Origin of the sequence: Pantoea sp. SM3 (genome assembly GCF_000963995.1) — a bacterium.
Classification (GTDB): Bacteria; Pseudomonadota; Gammaproteobacteria; order Enterobacterales; family Enterobacteriaceae; genus Pantoea; species Pantoea rwandensis_B.
Map to the genome: position 1 here is coordinate 34,376 of NZ_JZRD01000025.1, position 18,222 is coordinate 52,597.

Here is an 18,222-nt window from a genome sequence, read left to right on the forward strand (position 1 = left end):
CTGTTTTTCTGACTGGTTAGAACAGATCATTAAGTGTTACACCCACGCCAAAACGGGTTTGACGATGGTTATAGTCGATAAGCGATTCACCATACCCGCTGAACAGCTGGGTGTAAAAGCGCACATGTTCAGAGATAGGATAGCTCCAGGCGAAAGTCGCGCCGCCATAGCCGCTATTCCAGTTGTAGTTGCCTTCCACGCTGAAGATACTTTCACCCATTTCATAACCGAGCTTGGCGCGATAGTAGCCCATGTACTTGGTAATGTCGGGGTTATCATCGTTATTTTCATTTTCTGGAATGCGATACCACGGTTTAATTTCCGCAAGGAAGTTACCGTTCTGCGCCATCAGGCGCGCATAGACGCGGTTCCAGCTGCGTGATGTCGGATCGCTACGTCCGTTAGACTCGTGGTTAAGGCCGGTTTCGATGTCGCGCAGAGTCCAGCCGGCAAAAGTGTAATCCGTTGCCCAGCCGAGGAAAATCTGCGGCTCATAGTTGGTTTCACGGAACGGCGATGACGCACCACGGTTGGAGAGCTGCCACCACGAGCGCTGCGTATAAGACGCGGCCAACACCGAGTTATCACCCAGAATGCCACGCCACAGTGGGAACGCCAGGCTGAGCTGGAATTTTACTTCATCGTTTTTTGCTTTGTCAGCCCAGTTGTACGAAGAGATCGCCTCTTTGTTCATGTCACTGGTGTAGGTGTAGAGCAAATAGTTGTTTTCGTAAGGATAAAGCACGAACGGGTTATCGTGTTTTTCCAACAGGTTCGCAATAATACTGCCCTTCACTGCCGGGGCGTCATGCACCTCTTTTATGGTGGCTTCATCAGCCTGTGCCAGCGCAGGTATCATCAAAACTGCGGCCAGCGACGCGTATAGCTTACGCATAACATTCTCCAGAAACTGCGTGTTGTCATTATTAGGGCAATGTTCAAAAAGCACGCCATTCTACACGCAAAGACACAGGTTGATCAGTGCCGATTTCTGAAACTGGAAAGCCGCGCGAACGCGGCATAATATACACAACTCTTTAACATCTTAAGGCAGAAAACATGTCATCCCCGTTGCTGTCACAGCAGGAAGCTCGCCGCCTGATTGGCGAAATTTTTGTTTATCATATGCCCTTCAATCAGGCGCTGGGTTTAGAGCTGGATCGACTCGAAGCGGATTACGCCGAGTTGGGCTTTGCCAACAAAACCATGCTGGTCGGCAATGCGGCGCAGCAGATTTTGCACGGCGGCGTGATTGCCTCAGTGCTGGATGTCGCCGCCGGTCTGGTGTGCGTCAGTCATGCGCTGTCGCGTCAGGAGAGCATCAGCGAAGAGGAACTGCGTCAGCGTCTGTCGCGCATGGGCACTATCGATATGCGCGTTGACTATTTACGCCCTGGACGCGGCGATCGCTTTGTCGCCACCAGCAGCCTGCTGCGCGCCGGTAATAAAGTGGCGGTGGCGCGAGTGGAACTGCACAACCAGCAGGGCGATTATATCGCCACAGCAACCGCAACCTATTTGATAGGCTAATGACCTTTTTTGGAAAGCATGATGGATACGCAACAAACGCGTCAGGGCATAGGTTATGCGCTCGGCGCTTACTTTATCTGGGGCATTGCGCCAGCCTACTTCAAGCTGGTGAAGGAAGTTCCGCCGACAGAAATCATGACGCATCGCGTGATTTGGTCGGCACTGTTTATGCTGGTACTGATTACCCTGAGCCGTAGCTGGCAGCAGGTGCGCACGGTGCTCGCTCAGCCAAAGAAAGTGCTGTTGCTGGCCGTCACTGCCGTCACCATTGGCGGCAACTGGCTGCTGTTTATCTGGGCAGTGAATAATCAGCATATGCTGGAAGCCAGCCTCGGCTACTTTATCAATCCGCTGATCAACGTGGTGTTTGGCATGCTGTTCCTGCGCGAGCGCTTCCGCCGCCTGCAGTGGCTGGCGGTTTTACTGGCAACACTCGGCGTGCTGGTGCAGCTATGGCAATTTGGCTCGCTGCCGATTATTGGCCTTGGCCTGGCGCTGAGTTTTGCCGTCTATGGTTTGTTGAGAAAGAAAATTCAGGTGGATGCGCAGAGCGGCATGCTGATCGAGACCGGGTGGCTGTTTCCGCTGGCGGCCATCTACTTGTTTGGCTTTGCTGACAGCGCCACCAGCCACCTCAGCGCCAATCCACTTAGCCTCAACCTGAAGTTGATCGCCGCAGGCATCATCACCACGATCCCACTGATGCTGTTTGCCGCCGCCTGTGCACGCCTGCGTTTGTCGACCGTGGGCTTCTTCCAGTATCTCGGCCCCACGCTGATGTTCCTGCTCGCGGTGGTGTTCTACGGCGAAAGTCTGACGCCAGACAAGATGGTCACCTTCGGCTTTATCTGGCTGGCGCTCGCCGTGTTTATCGTTGATGCAGTCGCATTCTCAGCTCGCACCCGCGTGCGCGTAACGTGAGATAAAGCGTGCGATAGCCGGGCCGGTCAGCAAGATGGTGAACAGGCGTAATGTCTGCAATGCCATCACAAACGCGATATCGACCCGGCTGCCCGCAGCAATAATCGCCACGGTATCCAGCCCGCCCGGGCTGGTTGCCAGATACGCCGTCATCAGATCGACGTGCAACACTTGCGTCAGCATCCACGCCAATCCACCACACAGCAACATCAAGCCGAAAATCGACACCAGCATTTGCGGCAGGGTGCGCAGCGCCAGCAGGAAGATCGGGCGCGTAAAGCGCAAGCCCACGCTCCAGCCAATTAACGCATAGGCCAGCGCCAGCAACCACTCCGGCACCTGCAAAGTGGCGACATCGGTGCCGTGCAGCGTCGCACCAATCAGCGCGGGCAGCAGCAGCGCACCCGAAGGGATACGCAGTTTTTGTCCCAGCCAGGCGCCCGCGAGCATCACCACCAATGTCAGGATGAAGCTGCTTTGTAAGGCAGGGAACCATACCAGCTCCACGGCACCACCGTTGGTGCCCAGCCCAATGCGCGCCACCACCGCGGCTGCAGTCGCCACAAACAGCACGCGCAGATACTGCATAAACGCCACTAAGCGCACGTCCGCACCGAAATCACCGGCCATCGCCACCATCGCAGAAGCGCCGCCAGGCGACGATCCCCACGCACCGGTTGGCCCTGGAAGGTTGCTAAAGCGCACCAGTAGAAAACCCGACAAACCGCTGGCCGCCAGCGTAAGCACCAATACCGCCAGCACCACCGGCCAATCCGCTAACAGCGGTGAGAGAATAGCCGGTGACAGCGTTTGCCCGATCATGCAACCCAATACCGCTTGTGCGAGCACAAACAAACGCTTGTCTATGCGGACGGTCGCGCCAGAAAGGCCCATGACGGTTCCGACGATCATCGGACCTAAAAGCAGTGCAGCAGGAAGGTGAAACAGCTGGAGAATGATCCCCAGTACTAACGAAGCAATCAGCAGAATGGTCCACTGCTGTCGCAAAGAAAGACGCGCCATAGGGTGGAAATCAGAAAGTGAGAAGTGACAACAGCCTACGCAGAAAAGTTAAACCATGCCAGTTTTGTCGCGGCGCAATTTGTTACGCATCTGTTAGCAGCATTGTCGCTTCAGATAAACGCGAAAAATCGCGCCGCTACGAAATCGGTAAAACCTGTCTGGCCGTGTGATTACAACCAGTTTTTCCGTTTGAAATAGAGGTACGGCGCCAGACCGGCGAGGATCATCAGGGTAATCGCGCCAGGATAACCAAAACTCCACTTCAGCTCAGGCATAAACTCGAAGTTCATCCCGTAGCTGGATGCCACCAGCGTGGGTGGCAGGAACACCACCGACACCACCGAGAAGATCTTGATGATGCGGTTCTGCTCGATGTTGATAAAGCCCATTGCTGCCTGCATCAGGAAGTTCACCTTCTGGAACAGCGATTCGTTATGCGGCAGCAGGGATTCGATATCGCGCAGGATTTCACGCGCCTGCTCCAGCTGATTGCCTGGCAGACGGGCTTTACGCACCAGGAAGTTCAGCGCGCGTTGGGTATCCATCAGACACAAACGCACTTTCCAGCCGATATCCTCCAGCTCCGCCAGACGCGACAGCGCCTGATCGTACTCTTCGCCCTGTTGCCCTTCCATGATCACGCGGCTGAGTTTTTCCAGCGCGCTATAGATGTTCTCGATTTCATCCGCCAGCTGTTCGATTTTCGTCTCAAACAGATCCAGCAACAGCTCGTAGGCGTTGCCATCGGTCAGCGTCTGGTTACGGGCACGCATACGATAGAGACGGAAAGCCGGCAGCTCGCGCTCGCGTAATGTATAGAGGCGATCTTCACGAATGGTGAATGCCACGGTGGAGTTGCCAGCGTGGTCTTCCGCATCTTCAAAGAAGAAGAAGGAGTGAATGTGCAGACCATCTTCATCTTCGAAGAAACGTGCGGAGGCCTCGATGTCTTCCAGCTCCGGACGCGTGGCCAGGCTTTGACCCAGCTCGGATTGCACACGATCACGTTCAGTGTCGTCGGGCTCGATTAAATCGACCCACACCGAGGTGTTGAGTGTGTCGTTGTTGTCTTCCAGTTCGATGCGCGTCAGGCGATCGCGTTCGAGTTTAAAAGCGCTCAGCATAGCAATACTCCCCATTGCAGACTTAATGGGACAAGGCGGCACACCGTCAAGCCAAAGGCAAAACGGGCACGGCAAAGCCTGAACGCGGAAACTTTCGCTTCAAGGGTAAATCAGTGCTGACTCGTGCGACGAGAGTGTAAAGGGAGGTCGCTGATAACCGCTAAGGCTACCCGCGTATTGAGGTAGCCTTAGATGTTATTCCTGTTAAACAGGCGGTTGAGCCAGCATCGACTGGGCGCGTCCAAGGCATTGTCCTCTCATGATAATAGTGCGCGCATGTTACGCTGAGACGAAAAAGTCGTCAAGGTAACGCAACGGCGCTACACCGTTTCCAGACGCGCGTAAGCCGCCACCAGCCACTTGATACCCTGGCCCTGAAACGCCACCTGCAAGCGGCTGTGTTCGCCGCTGCCTTCCAGGTTAATGATGGTGCCTTCGCCGAATTTGGCATGGCGCACACGCTGACCGAGCGCGAAACCACTGTCATTTTCCGCGATCGGGGTACCCATGCGCTGATGGCTCACAGGACGGCTCACGCTGGCGCGCAGACGGACTTCCTCGACGCACTCCTCCGGCAATTCGCCAATGAAGCGCGATGGACGGTGATACACTTCTTTACCATAAAGGCGACGAGTCTCGGCGTAGGTCAGCGTGAGTTTTTCCATCGCGCGCGTGACGCCAACGTAAGCAAGACGACGCTCCTCTTCCAGACGCCCGCCTTCATCCAGCGACATCTGGCTCGGGAACATCCCTTCCTCCATACCCACGATAAACACCTGGGTGAACTCAAGACCTTTCGCCGAGTGCATGGTCATCAGTTGCACTGCGTCTTGCCATTTATCGGCCTGACCTTCACCGGCTTCCAGCGCAGCATGCGACAGAAACGCCTGCAGCGGCATCAAATCTTCGTCTTCATCCTGATAACTGAACTGGCGCGTGGCGGTCACCAGTTCCTCTAAGTTTTCGATACGCGCCTGGCCTTTCTCGCCCTTTTCCTGCTCGTACATGATCCACAGGCCGGAATCCTTGATCACACGATCGGTCTGCACGTGCAGCGGCATATCAGCGGTTTCCGTGGCCAGGGAATCCACCAGCTCGCAGAAGCGCTGCAGCGCCGAGGCTGCACGTCCCGCCAGGGCTTTGTTTTGCAGCAGTTCACGCGTCGCTTGCCACAGCGTTAATTGCTGTTCGCGCGCGGTCTGGCGCACCACATCCAATGTGCGATCGCCGACGCCACGCACCGGCGTGTTCACCACGCGCTCGAACGCGGCATCGTCATTGCGGTTCGCCATCAGGCGCAGATACGCCAGCGCATCCTTAATCTCCTGGCGTTCGAAGAAGCGCATACCGCCGTAAATACGATACGGCATGCTGCCTTGTAACAGCGCCTCCTCCAGCACGCGCGACTGGGCGTTGCTGCGATAGAGAATGGCGCAATCCTGCAGCGCGTTGCCGTTCTCATGCCAGGTTTTAATGCGGTTCACCACAAAGCGCGCTTCATCCAACTCGTTGAACGCGCAGTAGAGGGAAATCTTTTCGCCGTCACTGCCATCGGTCCACAGCTCTTTACCGAGACGGCCATTGTTATTGGCGATCAGCGTGTTAGCCGCTTTCAGGATGTTATTGGTCGAGCGGTAGTTTTGCTCCAGGCGAATGGTTTCCGCACCAGGGAAATCCTGCAGGAAGCGCTGGATGTTCTCGACCTGCGCGCCACGCCAACCGTAAATCGACTGGTCGTCATCACCGACGATAATCACACGACCGGTATCACCGGCCAGCATACGGATCCACGCGTACTGGATGTTGTTAGTATCCTGGAATTCGTCCACCAACACGTTGCTGAAACGCTCGCGGTAGTGATTTAGGATATGCGGCTTATTCAGCCACAGCTCATGCGCACGCAGCAGCAGTTCAGCAAAATCCACTAAGCCCGCGCGATCGCAAGCCTCCTGATAGGCCTGATAAATGCGCAGCCAGGTTTGCTCCACCGGGTTGCCGTAGCTTTCGATGTGCTTAGGACGCAGCCCTTCATCCTTTTTGCCGTTGATGTACCACATGCCCTGGCGTGCAGGCCACTGCTTCTCATCAAGGTTCATGGCTTTGATCAGACGCTTGAGCAAGCGAAGCTGATCGTCGCTATCGAGAATCTGGAAATCCTGCGGCAAATTGGCATCAAGATGATGCGCACGCAGCAAACGGTGCGCCAGTCCGTGGAACGTACCAATCCACATGCCACCCTGACTGGTGCCGATCAGCTGATCGATACGATGGCGCATTTCTGCCGCCGCTTTGTTGGTAAAGGTCACCGCCATGATTGAGTAAGGCGAGCAATTCTCTACCGACAGCAGCCAGGCAATACGGTGCACCAGTACCCTGGTTTTGCCACTGCCTGCTCCGGCCAGCACCAGCAAATTGCTGCGCGGCGCGGCGACCGCCTCGCGCTGTTTGTCATTTAAGCCGTTAAGCAGATCAGAAACGTCCATAAGCACCGTTTTGCCAAAGTATTAAAAGGAGAATTGAGAAATGCGGTTTCTCAGCATTCAAGCAGCGCACCCTGTTTAGCGGTGCTATTCATCGCAGGATGAAGGGTGCCGCTACGATTTGTGCGTCAGACAATGCCCGTATCATCCAGCCATTAGCTGGATGAACATACAGCATTATAGCAGCGAGGTCAGCGATGCCAACTGATGAATTTCGACGTGCGGCAGCAAACGCGCATCGTCAATTTTCATCAGGTTGCCATCACGCAGATTGATCCAGCAGGCTTGCATGCCCGCATTTAATGAGCCGACCACATCGGTGGTGAGATCGTCGCCCACGTGCAGAATATGCTCAGGTGCGATGTTCAAACGCTCGGCCGCCAGCTGGTACATATCCTGCCACGGCTTAGCGCGACCGTGCGGGCCAGCGCGCAGGGCGAACTGGAAGTAGTGATTAATCCCCAGCTTTTCCGGACAGGCGTTGCCGTTGGTGATCGCCACCAGCGGCACGCGCTCGCCCAACCATGTCAGCGTTTGATGCGTCTCATCTGGCATCTCGACTTTGCTGCGCCACTGGTGGAACACGCCCATCACTTCGCTGGCACCGGCGCGGGCTTCAGCAGCGGATAAGCCGATATTGATCATTGCCAACTCGACCGAGCGGCGACGCCACTCAGACACGTCGTGATAAATTTCCGGCTCACGCACCAGCAATTCGTCGCGCAGCGCCTGATAATCAGCAGGGGTGAATTCACGCAACGCCGGATGAAAGGCCTGCAATGCGGCGTGGGATTCGGCGGTGGTTTTAAGGATCACGGGATGGTTGTCATACAGCGTATCGTCGAGATCGAAAGTGATCGCTTTGATCGGGCCCAGCGGGCGGTAGAACTTCATTCAGACTTTCCTCGTTTAGCACGTGGATGTGCCGCGTCATACACGGTCGCCAGATGCTGGAAATCGAGATGGGTATAGATTTGCGTGGTCGACAGATTGGCGTGGCCGAGCAGTTCCTGCACCGCGCGCAGATCGCCACTCGATTCAAGCAAATGGGTAGCAAAAGAGTGACGCAGTTTATGCGGATGAATATGGTTGGCCACGCCCTGCTTAATGCCCCACTCGGCAAAACGCTTTTGCACGTTACGCGCCGATATGCGCGTGCCGCGACTGGAGACAAACACGGCGTCATCCTGCGGCGCGAAGCTATCACGCAGTGGCAACCAATGTTTCAGCCAGGTCACCGCCGTGCCACCAATCGGCACACGTCGTTCTTTGCTGCCTTTCCCCAGCACCCACACTTCACCGGCGTCGAGATCGACATGACGACAATCCATGCCCACCAGCTCCGACAAACGTAAACCGCCGCCGTACATGGTTTCCAGCATCGCTCGGTCGCGCACCGCCAGCGGATCGTTCAGGTCGATTTCCAGCAGCTGGTTAACCTCGTCAACATCCATATTTTTTGGCAGATGGCGGGCATTGCGCGGCGTAGAGATGCCTTTGGCCGGATTGGCGCTTAACATGCCCTGACTGACCTGCCAGTCGAGAAAACTACGTAGCGCCGACATACGCAACGCCAGGCTGCTGGGCCCTAATCCGGCACGACGGCTGCGCGCCGCCAGTTGGCGAACCTGTGCAGGCTCCAGTTGCGCCCATGAGACGATCTTCATCTCATCGGCCATCGCGGTCATCGTCTGCAACTGGCGGGTGTAATTCTTTTGCGTCAACGGGCTGAGCTGGCGTTCGACTTTCAGATAACGCAGAAAGCCCTCAACGGCAGGCTGCAACGGGCTGACGTCACTCATGCGCGTTCAATCCAGCGAGACAGCAGATCCGGCAGCATTTGCGCCAGATGCTGCAACAGTAAGGTGCCCATGCCCGCTTGATAGTGCTGGTTATCGCGGCTGCTGAAAATCAGCACACCAAGTTCACCCCGTTCGCCCATCAGCGACATCGCCACCGATCCGATGGCTTTCGCCTGTGGCAACAGCAGCAGTAACTCCGGGCCATTCAGGCTGCCAAGGTAATGATGTTCAGCACCAAAGCGTTGAATACGCAGCGGCTCAAAAGCCTGACGAGAAAGACCCAACTGGGTGAAATCAGAAGGTGCGCCGATGTGCCAGTGGTCGTTGAACACCCGCACATGGGCTCCGGCCAGACCCAACTCACGCGCCCAACGGTGCAGACGCGTTAACATCTCCTGCAAGCTGTCCGCCGCGGCAAGATGGCCTTGCAACCCCAGCAGGCGATCAAACAGTTGATGGTTGGCCGTGGCCTGCTCCATCAACAGCGTGATTTCCTCTTCCAGTTGCTGGATGTGGTTGCGCTGACGCGCCATGTGCCACTCCACCAGCGACACACTGCCGCGCACCGGGTGCGGCACCATCATCTGTTCAACCTGGCGCGCATTGCGAATAAAGAAATCGGGGTTCTGGCGCAGGAAGGCGCTAACCGACTGATCGTCCAGCAAAATCGCGCTGTCGGTTTGCTCTTCGACATTTTTCATAGATGAATAAACCCATCGTAGACGTGTGTGGCTGGGCCGGTCATAAACAGCGGCTGACCCGCCCCTTTCCAGGCGATATGCAGCGTTCCGCCAGGCAAATCAACGCGAACTTTTTCCGCCAGAATGCCTTGCTGAATGCCACAGGCAACGGCCGCACAGGCACCGCTGCCACAGGCCTGGGTTTCACCTGCGCCGCGTTCATACACGCGCAGACGAATGTGTTCAGGATTAACCACTTCCATAAAGCCCACGTTGACGCGTTCCGGGAAGCGTTCATGGCTTTCCAGCACCGGACCCAGTGTTTCCACGGCGGCCGTTTTCACACTCTCAACCTGAATCACACAGTGCGGGTTCCCCATGGATACCGCACCAAACATCACGGTCTGCTCGGCAACACGTTGCAGATACAGACTTTCCGCTTTATTGGCGCGCAGCGGCACTTGCTGGGGATCGAAGTTGGGTTCACCCATATTAACGCGTACCAGCTCATCGCTGGTCACGCTCAGCACCATGCGCCCGGTTTGCGTACTTACGCGGATGTCGCTTTTATTGGTCAGCCCTTTCAGGCGCACGAAGCGGGCGAAACAGCGCGCGCCGTTGCCGCATTGGGCCACTTCACTGCCATCCGCGTTGAAAATTCGATAATGAAAATCAAGATCCGGATCGTAAGGCGGTTCGACGATCAGCAGTTGATCGAAGCCGATCCCCAGATGCCGATCCGCCAGGCGGCGAATCAGTTCCGGCGAAAAAAAGACGTTTTGCGTCACGGCATCCACAACCATGAAATCGTTGCCGAGACCGTGCATTTTCGAGAACTGCATTTTCTGCTCCGCCGGATTACTCATAGAGATTAGTTCGCCTGTGAACCCGATTTACTGGTGACCAAACCGTTAACGTCAGCATCCTGCGCCGCTTGTTGCTGCTGCTCGGTGACCTGCTGATTTTGTTTCGTCGGCTGATCTTTGGGCGGGAAATACAGCGGTCCTTTCAGGCCACAGCCTGCGAGGCTGACCAGTGCCAGCGCCATACCCAGCTGACTTATCATATGTCTCATTCTGTCTGCTCTTCCTGTCCTTAAGCCTTGGCTGCTTATCATCGCAGTTGACGTTGTAAAAGCAACAGGAAATACCCGCAAATCCGGGCGCATGTCAGAGGAAAAGCCAATCCCACCGCGCGAACGCAGGCGGGATCAGTGCATTTGGTAGCGCGGGTGGAAATCGCCGTTGTCGTTATCGGGCTGCGTCGCACAGAGCTGCGTCAGCGTCTGGCTGCGGAACGGAATCACCTGGAAGCGATCGCCCGCGTGCACAATCTGGTAGAACTGTGGCAGGTTGAAGTTGATAAAGCTGGAGCCATAGGTGAAGCGGTCATGCGACGAGGAGTAAAAACGGCTCACGTCACGCACCAGCTCTTCTTTACTGCCTTCGCAATGGTGATAAACCTCAACGCGATTGGTTTCGTCGAGGATATAGATGTTGAAGCCGCGATCGTCATTGGTGTCTTCAAAGAAGAACTGAATGATGCCTTCGCTGGCATAGCCATTCACCACTGGCGGCAATGGCGTCTGATTCGACTCCACTTTGATCGACAAACCGTGCAACTTGTTGTTGGAAATCGCGCCGTAGAACTCCACCGCATTTTCCAGCTTCTGCACCGAGACGCTCATGCGCTCGAAGAACAAGCCCCAGGTCTGGCCCGCCATGCGCAGCGCTTTGAAGCGGCCTGGCTCCTGACGGGTGCTGGAGAGTCGCAACTCAATACACTCAGACACCAGCTGCTGCACGCGGGTACGAATTAAACCGCGCAGATGCTGGCTATAGCAGAACACTTCCACCGTATCCGGCGGCGCGGCATCCTGATGCATTTTGCCGAGAATGGTTTTCAGCGCTTCGATCATCGCCTGCTCACCGCTGAAGTGCAGCGTACGCACTTCATTCCACGAGTTGCGGTACAGCAAATCAATGCTGCCAATCAGGCACTGCTGCTGCTGGCCGAAGCTGAATACATCCAGCTTACGGAAATCGAAATGCACCACCTGATTGCGGAAGGCTGAGGTCGGATCGTGTTCGAGATTGACGATAATCGCCAGATGACGAATTTCGCACGGGCTGTACAACGCTTTTGGCGTCGGTGCCGCTACGCGCAGCGGGAAGTGACTCGACACATCGTTGACCAGCTCCTGCAAGCGCGGCAGATCGCAGAATTCGTTGCCCTTCATATGCAAACGCGTTTTGCTGGTCAGCAAACCGTTGAACCACGCCCACGCCACTAACTTGTTCAGGTAGCGGTTATATTCCAGCGGCTGATGGCTGATGATCGAACTCATGTCCGGCGACTGGTTGTAAAGATACCAACCGGCGCGATTGGCGCGGCCTTCCGGCACATGAATAAAGGTCAGATTATCTTCCGACAGGTCAGGCGAAATCTGTGGGTTCACCAGCGTCACTTTGCCCGGCAGCGCTTCAAACGCGGCATACAGTTTACGCGTCAGCACGCCGATATCCTGCGGGCTGGCACTGACGCTTAAATTGTTACGACGGGCAAAACGGATCAGGTTGCGATAGCTCTGCATCATCGCATCCAGCAGCTCGTTGTGCGCTTCACGCACACGCTCAATTTTCCACTGGGCGCGGTTATCCAGTACCGCAATTTTCTCTTCATCCCAACCCCACTCTTTCACCAGCTGCGAAAGAATCTCGCGACGCCAGCCTGAGCGGTGATGGTGGTGATCGTCACTCGAGAGCTTCTCACACACTTTTAAATAGAAACATCGACGCACCAAATCAAGGCGCGCCATGTCATCAACGCTGGTCAGATAGCGCGTCACGCGCTCCAGCATCATGCAGTAGGGATCGAGGCCAAAGCAGACAATTTCGCCATCGTGCAGACGCTGTTTGATATCCATCGCCAGCAATTGCGTGTTCGGATATTCCCAGCTGTACGCTTCTAACAGCAGGGTTTTCAGCACCGCTTTGTACGGTGAATCGATACTTTTGTACAGCTGCCACAAGCTGGCCCCGAAGTACTCTTCGGCTGAAAGCGTGCCGAGACCGCCGAGATCCAGCCACTCATTCGGCGTCAACACGCCTTGTGAATAGAGTGACATAACGTAATCGTCGTAATGATGCTCTTCTTCGCCGGGCACCATGTTCCACAGGATGCGTTTGCCCGCCATACGCACAGCGGTACGGTAGAACTCATCCAGCAGCAAAATATGTTGGGTTGAACCGCAGTCTTCACCACCGAGGCTGCCGCTCTCATTATGGCGGAAACGGTTCTCGTCGATCAGGAAGAAACTGACTTCCACACCCATCGACACACACCATTTCTGCAACAGCGTACACTTACGCTGCAGATTGAGGCGCTCTTCATTATCCAGCCAGGATTGGTGGCACACCCAGATGTCGAGATCGGACACGCTGTTCTGACCGACAGACGAGGTACTGCCCATCGAATAGATGCCGGTAATCGGACGTTCACCTTTGACGGCAGTGCTGAGATCCAAAGACTGATCGCCTGCCAACTGTTGCAACAGATGCTGTTGGTTTTCATCAGGCGTGAAGAAGCTGACGCCGTGGGGAACGCTACCTTCAAGGTAGCCGGGCATCAGCGGGTGATGATAGTGCAGTAATGTTGGCAGCAGACTGTAGACTTGCTGGAAGGCAGGTCCCATAGCAGCCAGTGCGCGATCAACGCGCAGCTGGTTAATTGCATCCAGTCTCTGTTTCAGTGTCTCAATGTAGAGGTACAAGACGTTTCGCCTGATTGTCCCAGTGTTAAGCACCCTGTTTCCAAAACCTGCCGCTTAATAATAAAGATGTTGGGCAAATTATTGCTGGAAACGTGATCAATCTAACACCTGGAGGATTGACCGTAAAGAAAGTTGCGCTACATGACAGTTTAGCACGTTCCCCATGTAGCCCTGCTTTTTCGGACTTAGACGTCAGATAATGACGCAATAATGCGTATCAACTGACATCGAGGCCTTTTCAATCCGTTGAAACTGACAGCATTCCCCTATCAATGATAGGATAATCGATGAACGATCAAAATGGTTAACAGCATGTTAAACAAAATTTTCAGAATTGCTACCAGACAAAGTCCCCTTGCTTTATGGCAGGCACAATATGTCCAACAGCGCCTGATGGCAGCACATCCGGGCGTGCAGGTTGAGCTGGTGCCAATGGTCACCAAAGGCGACATCATCCTCGATACACCGCTGGCTAAAGTCGGTGGAAAAGGCCTGTTTGTCAAAGAACTTGAACTGGCAATGCTGGAAAACCGTGCCGATCTTGCAGTGCACTCCATGAAGGATGTGCCGGTGGATTTCCCGGAAGGTTTGGGTCTGGTCACCATCTGCGAGCGTGAAGACCCGCGTGATGCCTTCGTCTCCAACCTTTATAACAGCATTGATGAGCTGCCACAGGGCGCGATTGTGGGGACTTCCAGTCTGCGTCGTCAGTGTCAGCTCAGTGCGCGTCGCCCTGATCTGATCATCCGCTCTTTGCGTGGTAACGTGGGCACCCGCCTTGGCAAGCTGGATGCCGGGGAATATGACGCCATTATCCTTGCCGCGGCAGGCCTGAAGCGCTTAAACCTCGACGACCGTATTCGTCAGGCGATGCCCGCTGAAATCTCGCTGCCCGCTGTGGGCCAGGGTGCCGTCGGCATTGAATGCCGTCTTGATGATCACGAACTGATCTCCTTGTTGCAGGCGCTGAATCATGCCGATACCGATGTTTGTGTGCGCGCTGAACGCGCGATGAACACACGTCTTGAAGGCGGTTGTCAGGTTCCCATCGGCAGCTTTGCCGTATTGGAAGACAATCAGTTGTGGCTGCGTGGCTTAGTCGGCTCACCGGATGGCCACCAAATGGTGGTAGGTGAACGCCGTGGTCCGCGCGAAAACGCCGTGCAAATGGGGATCTCCCTGGCAGAAGAGCTGCTGGATGGCGGCGCCCGCGACATTCTGCGCGACGTTTATCAGGGGCAAACGCCTGCATGACCATTCTCGTGACCCGCCCGGAGCCCGCTGCCAGTGAATTGGTTTCGCGTTTGCGAACCCAGGGAAAACTGGCGTGGACTCTACCGCTGATTGAATTTACGCCGGGTCGCGATTTGCAACAATTACCACAAAAGCTGGCGGCTTTACGGCCGGGCGATCTGGTGTTTCTGCTGTCACAGCAGGTGGTGCTATTCGCCCACCCGGCGCTTCAGCAAAGTGCCCTCAGCTGGCCCGAAACACTCGACTACTATGCTATAGGGCGCAGCACCGCGCTGGCACTGCATACCGTCAGTCATCTGAAAGTAGACTATCCTCATGCGCGGGAGACCAGCGAAGAGTTAGTGCGGCTCAACCGCCTGCAGCAGGTTAATGGCAAGCGTGCGCTGATTTTGCGCGGCAGCCCAGGCCGTGAATTACTGGCAGAAACCCTGCTGGAACGCGGTGCCAAGGTGGAATACTGCGAGTGCTACCAACGTTGTGAAAAGCATTATGAGGGCGCGATTGAAGGCCGTCGCTGGCGCGATCGCGGGATTACCACGCTGGTGGTCACCAGCGGTGAGATGTTACAACAACTCTTTGCACTGTTTCCGCCAATTGATCGTCGGGAATGGTTATTGCACTGTCGACTGGTGGTCGTCAGTGAACGTTTGGCTACTCAGGCCGCCGAATTAGGCTGGCAGGATATTGAGGTAGCCGATGGTGCTGATAACGATGCGCTGCTGCGTGCGTTACGCTGAACTTAACAATGGGATGAGCCATAATGACGGAACAAAAAGCCTCCTCCGCCATGGTTGAAGAAACCACCCCTGCGGACACTTCCCCCACGCCAGACGGTAAAAAGCCTCGCGATAAAAAAAGCGATGGCAAAGTACTGAGCGCGGTGGCGATCGTGATTGCGCTGGCGATTGGCGCGGGACTTTACCTCAATGGGAAACATCAGGCCGATTTACAGGCTCAGACAAACCAGAACCTGAGTGAACAGTTGAGCGCCCTGCAGCAGCAACTGGGCAGCGACAAACAGCAGCTGACGCAACAACTGGATACCGCGAATACGGCGTTGCAGGAAGCGCGAACGCAGCAGGATAACAGCGCCAAAGAGCTGGAGACCCTGCGCGATAAAGTCGCGACGATTTCTGGCAACGACACCCGCACCTGGCTACTGGCTCAAGCGGACTACCTCGTGAAGCTGGCGGGTCGCAAGCTGTGGAGCGATCAGGATGTCACCACAGCAGCCGCGCTGTTGAAAAGCGCTGATACCAGCCTGGCCGATATGAATGACCCGAGCGTGATGAATGTGCGTCGTGCTTTAACGCAGGACATCAGTTCTCTCTCAACGGTGAGCCAGGTCGATTACGATGGCATCATCCTCAAACTCAATCAGTTGTCGAACGGCGTCGATAATCTGCGTCTGGCTGACAATGACAGTGATGATTCACCGATGGATGCCGATGGCGGAGAGCTTTCCAGCTCGCTGCACGAATGGCGTCAAAATCTGGTGAAGAGCTGGCATAACTTTATGGATGATTTCATCACCATCCGCCGCCGTGATAATACCGCACAGCCGCTGCTGGCACCGAATCAGGACGTTTACCTGCGTGAAAACATTCGTTCACGCCTGCTGATTGCCGCCCAGGCTGTGCCACGTCATCAGGATGAAATCTACAAACAGTCGATTGATGCGGTCTCAACCTGGGTGCGCGCCTGGTATGACACCAACGACGCTGCCACCAAAGCTTTCCTCGCACAACTGGATGAGCTGAGTCAGCAAAACATCTCAATGGATGTGCCGGATACGCTGGAAAGTCAGGCGCTGCTGGAAAAATTGATGCAGACGCGCGTGCGCAACCTGCTGGCGCAGCCATCGGTTCCGGCTGATCAACAGGGAGGCTAAGCATGCTGAAAGTATTGGTGCTTTTCCTGCTGCTGATCGCAGGCGTGGTATTGGGGCCGATGATTGCCGGCCATCAGGGCTACGTGCTGATTCAGACCGATAACTGGAACGTGGAAACCAGCGTCACCGGCTTGGTGATCATCCTGATCCTTAGTTTGCTGGTGATTCTGTTCATTGAATGGATTTTACGCCGCGTGTTCCGCACCGGCGTACGTACGCGCGGTTGGTTCACGGGACGTAAACGCCGCAGCGCGCAGCGTCACACGCAAAGCGCGCTGATGAAACTGGCGGAAGGTGATTACAAGCAGGTTGAAAAACTGCTGTCGAAGAATGCCGATCACGCCGATCAGCCCGTTGCTAACTACCTGCTGGCTGCCGAAGCGGCACAGCAACGTGGTGACGAAGTCCGTGCTAACCAACATCTGGAGCGCGCCTCTGAGCTGTCTGAAAATGACACCATTCCGGTTGAGATCACCCGCGTACGCCTGCAACTGGCACGTAATGAAGATCACGCTGCCCGCCATGGCATTGACCGTTTACTGGAAGTCGCTCCGCGTCATCCTGAAGTGCTGCGTCTGGCTGAACAAGCTTATATCCGTACCGGCGCTTGGGGCGCATTGCTGGATATTCTGCCCTCCATGCAAAAATCTCAGGTCAATGACGAAGCCCATCGTGAGGCGCTGCAACAGCAAGCCTGGCTAGGCATGATGAATCAGGCAATGGCCGATCAGGGTAGCGAAGGTCTGAAGAAGTGGTGGCAAAACCAGAGCCGTAAAACGCGTCAGGAAACGGCGCTACAGGTAGCGATGGCTGAACATCTGATTGAGTGTGATGACCCTGATACCGCGCAAAGCATCGTGCTGGAAGGATTGAAGCGTCAGTATGACGATCGCCTGGTGCTGTTAATGCCACGTATTAAAAGTGGCGATCCGCAATCACTGGAGAAAGCGCTGCGCCAGCAAATCAAACAACATGGCGCAACGCCGCTGCTGCACAGCACCTTAGGCCAGATGCTGATGCGCCACGGTGAGTGGCAACTGGCCGCAGAAGCTTTCCAGCAGGCACTGGCACAACGCCCTGATGCTTTTGATTATGCCTGGTTGGCCGATGTCTATGATCGCCTGCATCGCCCCGAGGACGCTGCTCAAATGCGCCGTGAAGGTCTGCTTCTGACCTTGAAGACTAATCCAAACGCTTGATTTAACGATTGTTACTTTTGTGCACGCCGGGCTTGTCCCGGCTTTTTTTGCCTGAAGAGTAGCGGAATGGGGGAAAGTACAGATAAAAAAACACCTGCCATAAGCAGGTGTAAGATCAGGTCGTTCAGACAACTGATGGTATCCGACTCAACGTAATGTCCTTCTTACTGCAGTAAAGCGTGCGCAATAACTGCCAGGCTGGACAACGGATACCGTAAGGGGCTCTGCATCATTCCCAGGTTTATGTAGCATCAGCAGACATAAGAGGTGGAATGAGCATCTACAGATTTATTATTGCATAAGTCGTGCCAGAGTTGGAGGCGTAGAGATAAGTTATTTTAAATCAGTAAGATAAAGGTAAAAGCTTCTCTCAGGCTAAACAGTGCGTCGTGATTTCGCTACACTCCCCTTAATAACTGTCTCCTATCAACGACAAGCAATGCAAGGAACTGTCAGTCAATTTAAAATCAATGAGTTACGAGTCTCATTATGACGACAACGGCAGTGAGAGTGATTTATAAGGCTGAGAAGCTGAGAAGCTGAGAA

The 18,222-nt window shown here is 55.2% G+C and carries 16 protein-coding genes; 6 read left to right on the forward strand and 10 right to left on the reverse strand.

The features are described 5' to 3' along the window. Nucleotides 1-16 precede the first annotated feature (16 nt). Complete coding sequence (pldA, locus tag VI01_RS15420) at nucleotides 17-895, reverse strand: phospholipase A (protein ID WP_045815823.1); 879 nt, start codon at nucleotides 893-895, stop codon at nucleotides 17-19. Between the two features lie 164 nt (nucleotides 896-1,059). On the opposite strand from pldA, the gene VI01_RS15425 reads away from it, so the two are divergent. Together VI01_RS15425 and rarD are read left to right on the forward strand one after the other, a co-directional pair. Continuing rightward, nucleotides 1,060-1,530, forward strand: coding sequence for a thioesterase family protein (locus tag VI01_RS15425; protein ID WP_045815824.1), 471 nt, complete (start codon nucleotides 1,060-1,062; stop codon nucleotides 1,528-1,530). Nucleotides 1,531-1,551: 21 nt separating this feature from the next. Further along, nucleotides 1,552-2,451: an EamA family transporter RarD gene (gene rarD, locus VI01_RS15430; RefSeq protein WP_045815825.1), complete on the forward strand. Its 900-nt coding sequence runs from the start codon at nucleotides 1,552-1,554 to the stop codon at nucleotides 2,449-2,451. Here the strand turns inward: rarD and VI01_RS15435 are convergent. The 9 genes from VI01_RS15435 to VI01_RS15475 all read right to left on the reverse strand — a co-directional run bounded on the left by VI01_RS15435 (nucleotide 2,422) and on the right by VI01_RS15475 (nucleotide 13,332). Then, nucleotides 2,422-3,474, reverse strand: coding sequence for an AbrB family transcriptional regulator (locus VI01_RS15435; protein ID WP_045815826.1), 1,053 nt, complete (start codon nucleotides 3,472-3,474; stop codon nucleotides 2,422-2,424). The genes rarD and VI01_RS15435 overlap by 30 nt on opposite strands. Before the next feature lie 170 nt (nucleotides 3,475-3,644). Further along, nucleotides 3,645-4,598, reverse strand: coding sequence for a magnesium/cobalt transporter CorA (corA, locus tag VI01_RS15440; protein ID WP_034827871.1), 954 nt, complete (start codon nucleotides 4,596-4,598; stop codon nucleotides 3,645-3,647). A 320-nt stretch (nucleotides 4,599-4,918) separates the two neighbouring features. After that, on the reverse strand, nucleotides 4,919-7,081 hold the full coding sequence (uvrD, locus tag VI01_RS15445) for a DNA helicase II (RefSeq protein WP_038643795.1): 2,163 nt from the start codon (nucleotides 7,079-7,081) through the stop codon (nucleotides 4,919-4,921). Nucleotides 7,082-7,255: 174 nt separating this feature from the next. Beyond that, nucleotides 7,256-7,972: a 5-amino-6-(5-phospho-D-ribitylamino)uracil phosphatase YigB gene (gene yigB / locus VI01_RS15450; RefSeq protein ID WP_045815827.1), complete on the reverse strand. Its 717-nt coding sequence runs from the start codon at nucleotides 7,970-7,972 to the stop codon at nucleotides 7,256-7,258. Beyond that, nucleotides 7,969-8,880 (reverse strand): tyrosine recombinase XerC, encoded by a 912-nt coding sequence (xerC, locus tag VI01_RS15455; RefSeq protein ID WP_038643797.1) that lies wholly within the window; start codon nucleotides 8,878-8,880, stop codon nucleotides 7,969-7,971. The genes yigB and xerC overlap by 4 nt, the downstream gene beginning before the upstream one ends. Then, a complete protein-coding gene (locus tag VI01_RS15460; RefSeq protein ID WP_045815828.1) occupies nucleotides 8,877-9,581 on the reverse strand; it encodes a DUF484 domain-containing protein in 705 nt (234 codons plus the stop codon). The genes xerC and VI01_RS15460 overlap by 4 nt, the downstream gene beginning before the upstream one ends. Continuing rightward, nucleotides 9,578-10,402, reverse strand: a complete 825-nt coding sequence (dapF, locus tag VI01_RS15465; protein WP_038649736.1) for a diaminopimelate epimerase — start codon at nucleotides 10,400-10,402, stop codon at nucleotides 9,578-9,580. Before dapF ends, VI01_RS15460 begins: the two co-directional genes overlap by 4 nt. 29 nt (nucleotides 10,403-10,431) lie before the next feature. Further along, the gene (locus VI01_RS15470) at nucleotides 10,432-10,635 is read right to left on the reverse strand and encodes a lipoprotein (RefSeq protein ID WP_045815829.1); all 204 of its coding nucleotides are present in this window, start codon (nucleotides 10,633-10,635) and stop codon (nucleotides 10,432-10,434) included. Between the two features lie 135 nt (nucleotides 10,636-10,770). Then, entirely contained in the window at nucleotides 10,771-13,332 is a 2,562-nt protein-coding gene (locus VI01_RS15475) for a class I adenylate cyclase (RefSeq protein ID WP_045815830.1), read from the reverse strand. 312 nt (nucleotides 13,333-13,644) lie between these two features. Here VI01_RS15475 and hemC point away from each other — a divergent pair, with 312 nt between their 5' ends. The 4 genes from hemC to hemY are packed head-to-tail and all read left to right on the forward strand — an operon-like array spanning nucleotide 13,645 to nucleotide 17,676. Further along, nucleotides 13,645-14,586, forward strand: a complete 942-nt coding sequence (gene hemC, locus VI01_RS15480; protein WP_045815835.1) for a hydroxymethylbilane synthase — start codon at nucleotides 13,645-13,647, stop codon at nucleotides 14,584-14,586. Beyond that, entirely contained in the window at nucleotides 14,583-15,323 is a 741-nt protein-coding gene (gene hemD, locus VI01_RS15485; protein ID WP_045815831.1) for a uroporphyrinogen-III synthase, read from the forward strand. Before hemC ends, hemD begins: the two co-directional genes overlap by 4 nt. A 23-nt stretch (nucleotides 15,324-15,346) precedes the next feature. Further along, nucleotides 15,347-16,477, forward strand: coding sequence for a uroporphyrinogen-III C-methyltransferase (gene hemX, locus VI01_RS15490; protein ID WP_034827857.1), 1,131 nt, complete (start codon nucleotides 15,347-15,349; stop codon nucleotides 16,475-16,477). 2 nt (nucleotides 16,478-16,479) lie between these two features. Next, nucleotides 16,480-17,676: a protoheme IX biogenesis protein HemY gene (gene hemY / locus VI01_RS15495; protein WP_045815832.1), complete on the forward strand. Its 1,197-nt coding sequence runs from the start codon at nucleotides 16,480-16,482 to the stop codon at nucleotides 17,674-17,676. Nucleotides 17,677-18,222: the final 546 nt, after the last annotated feature.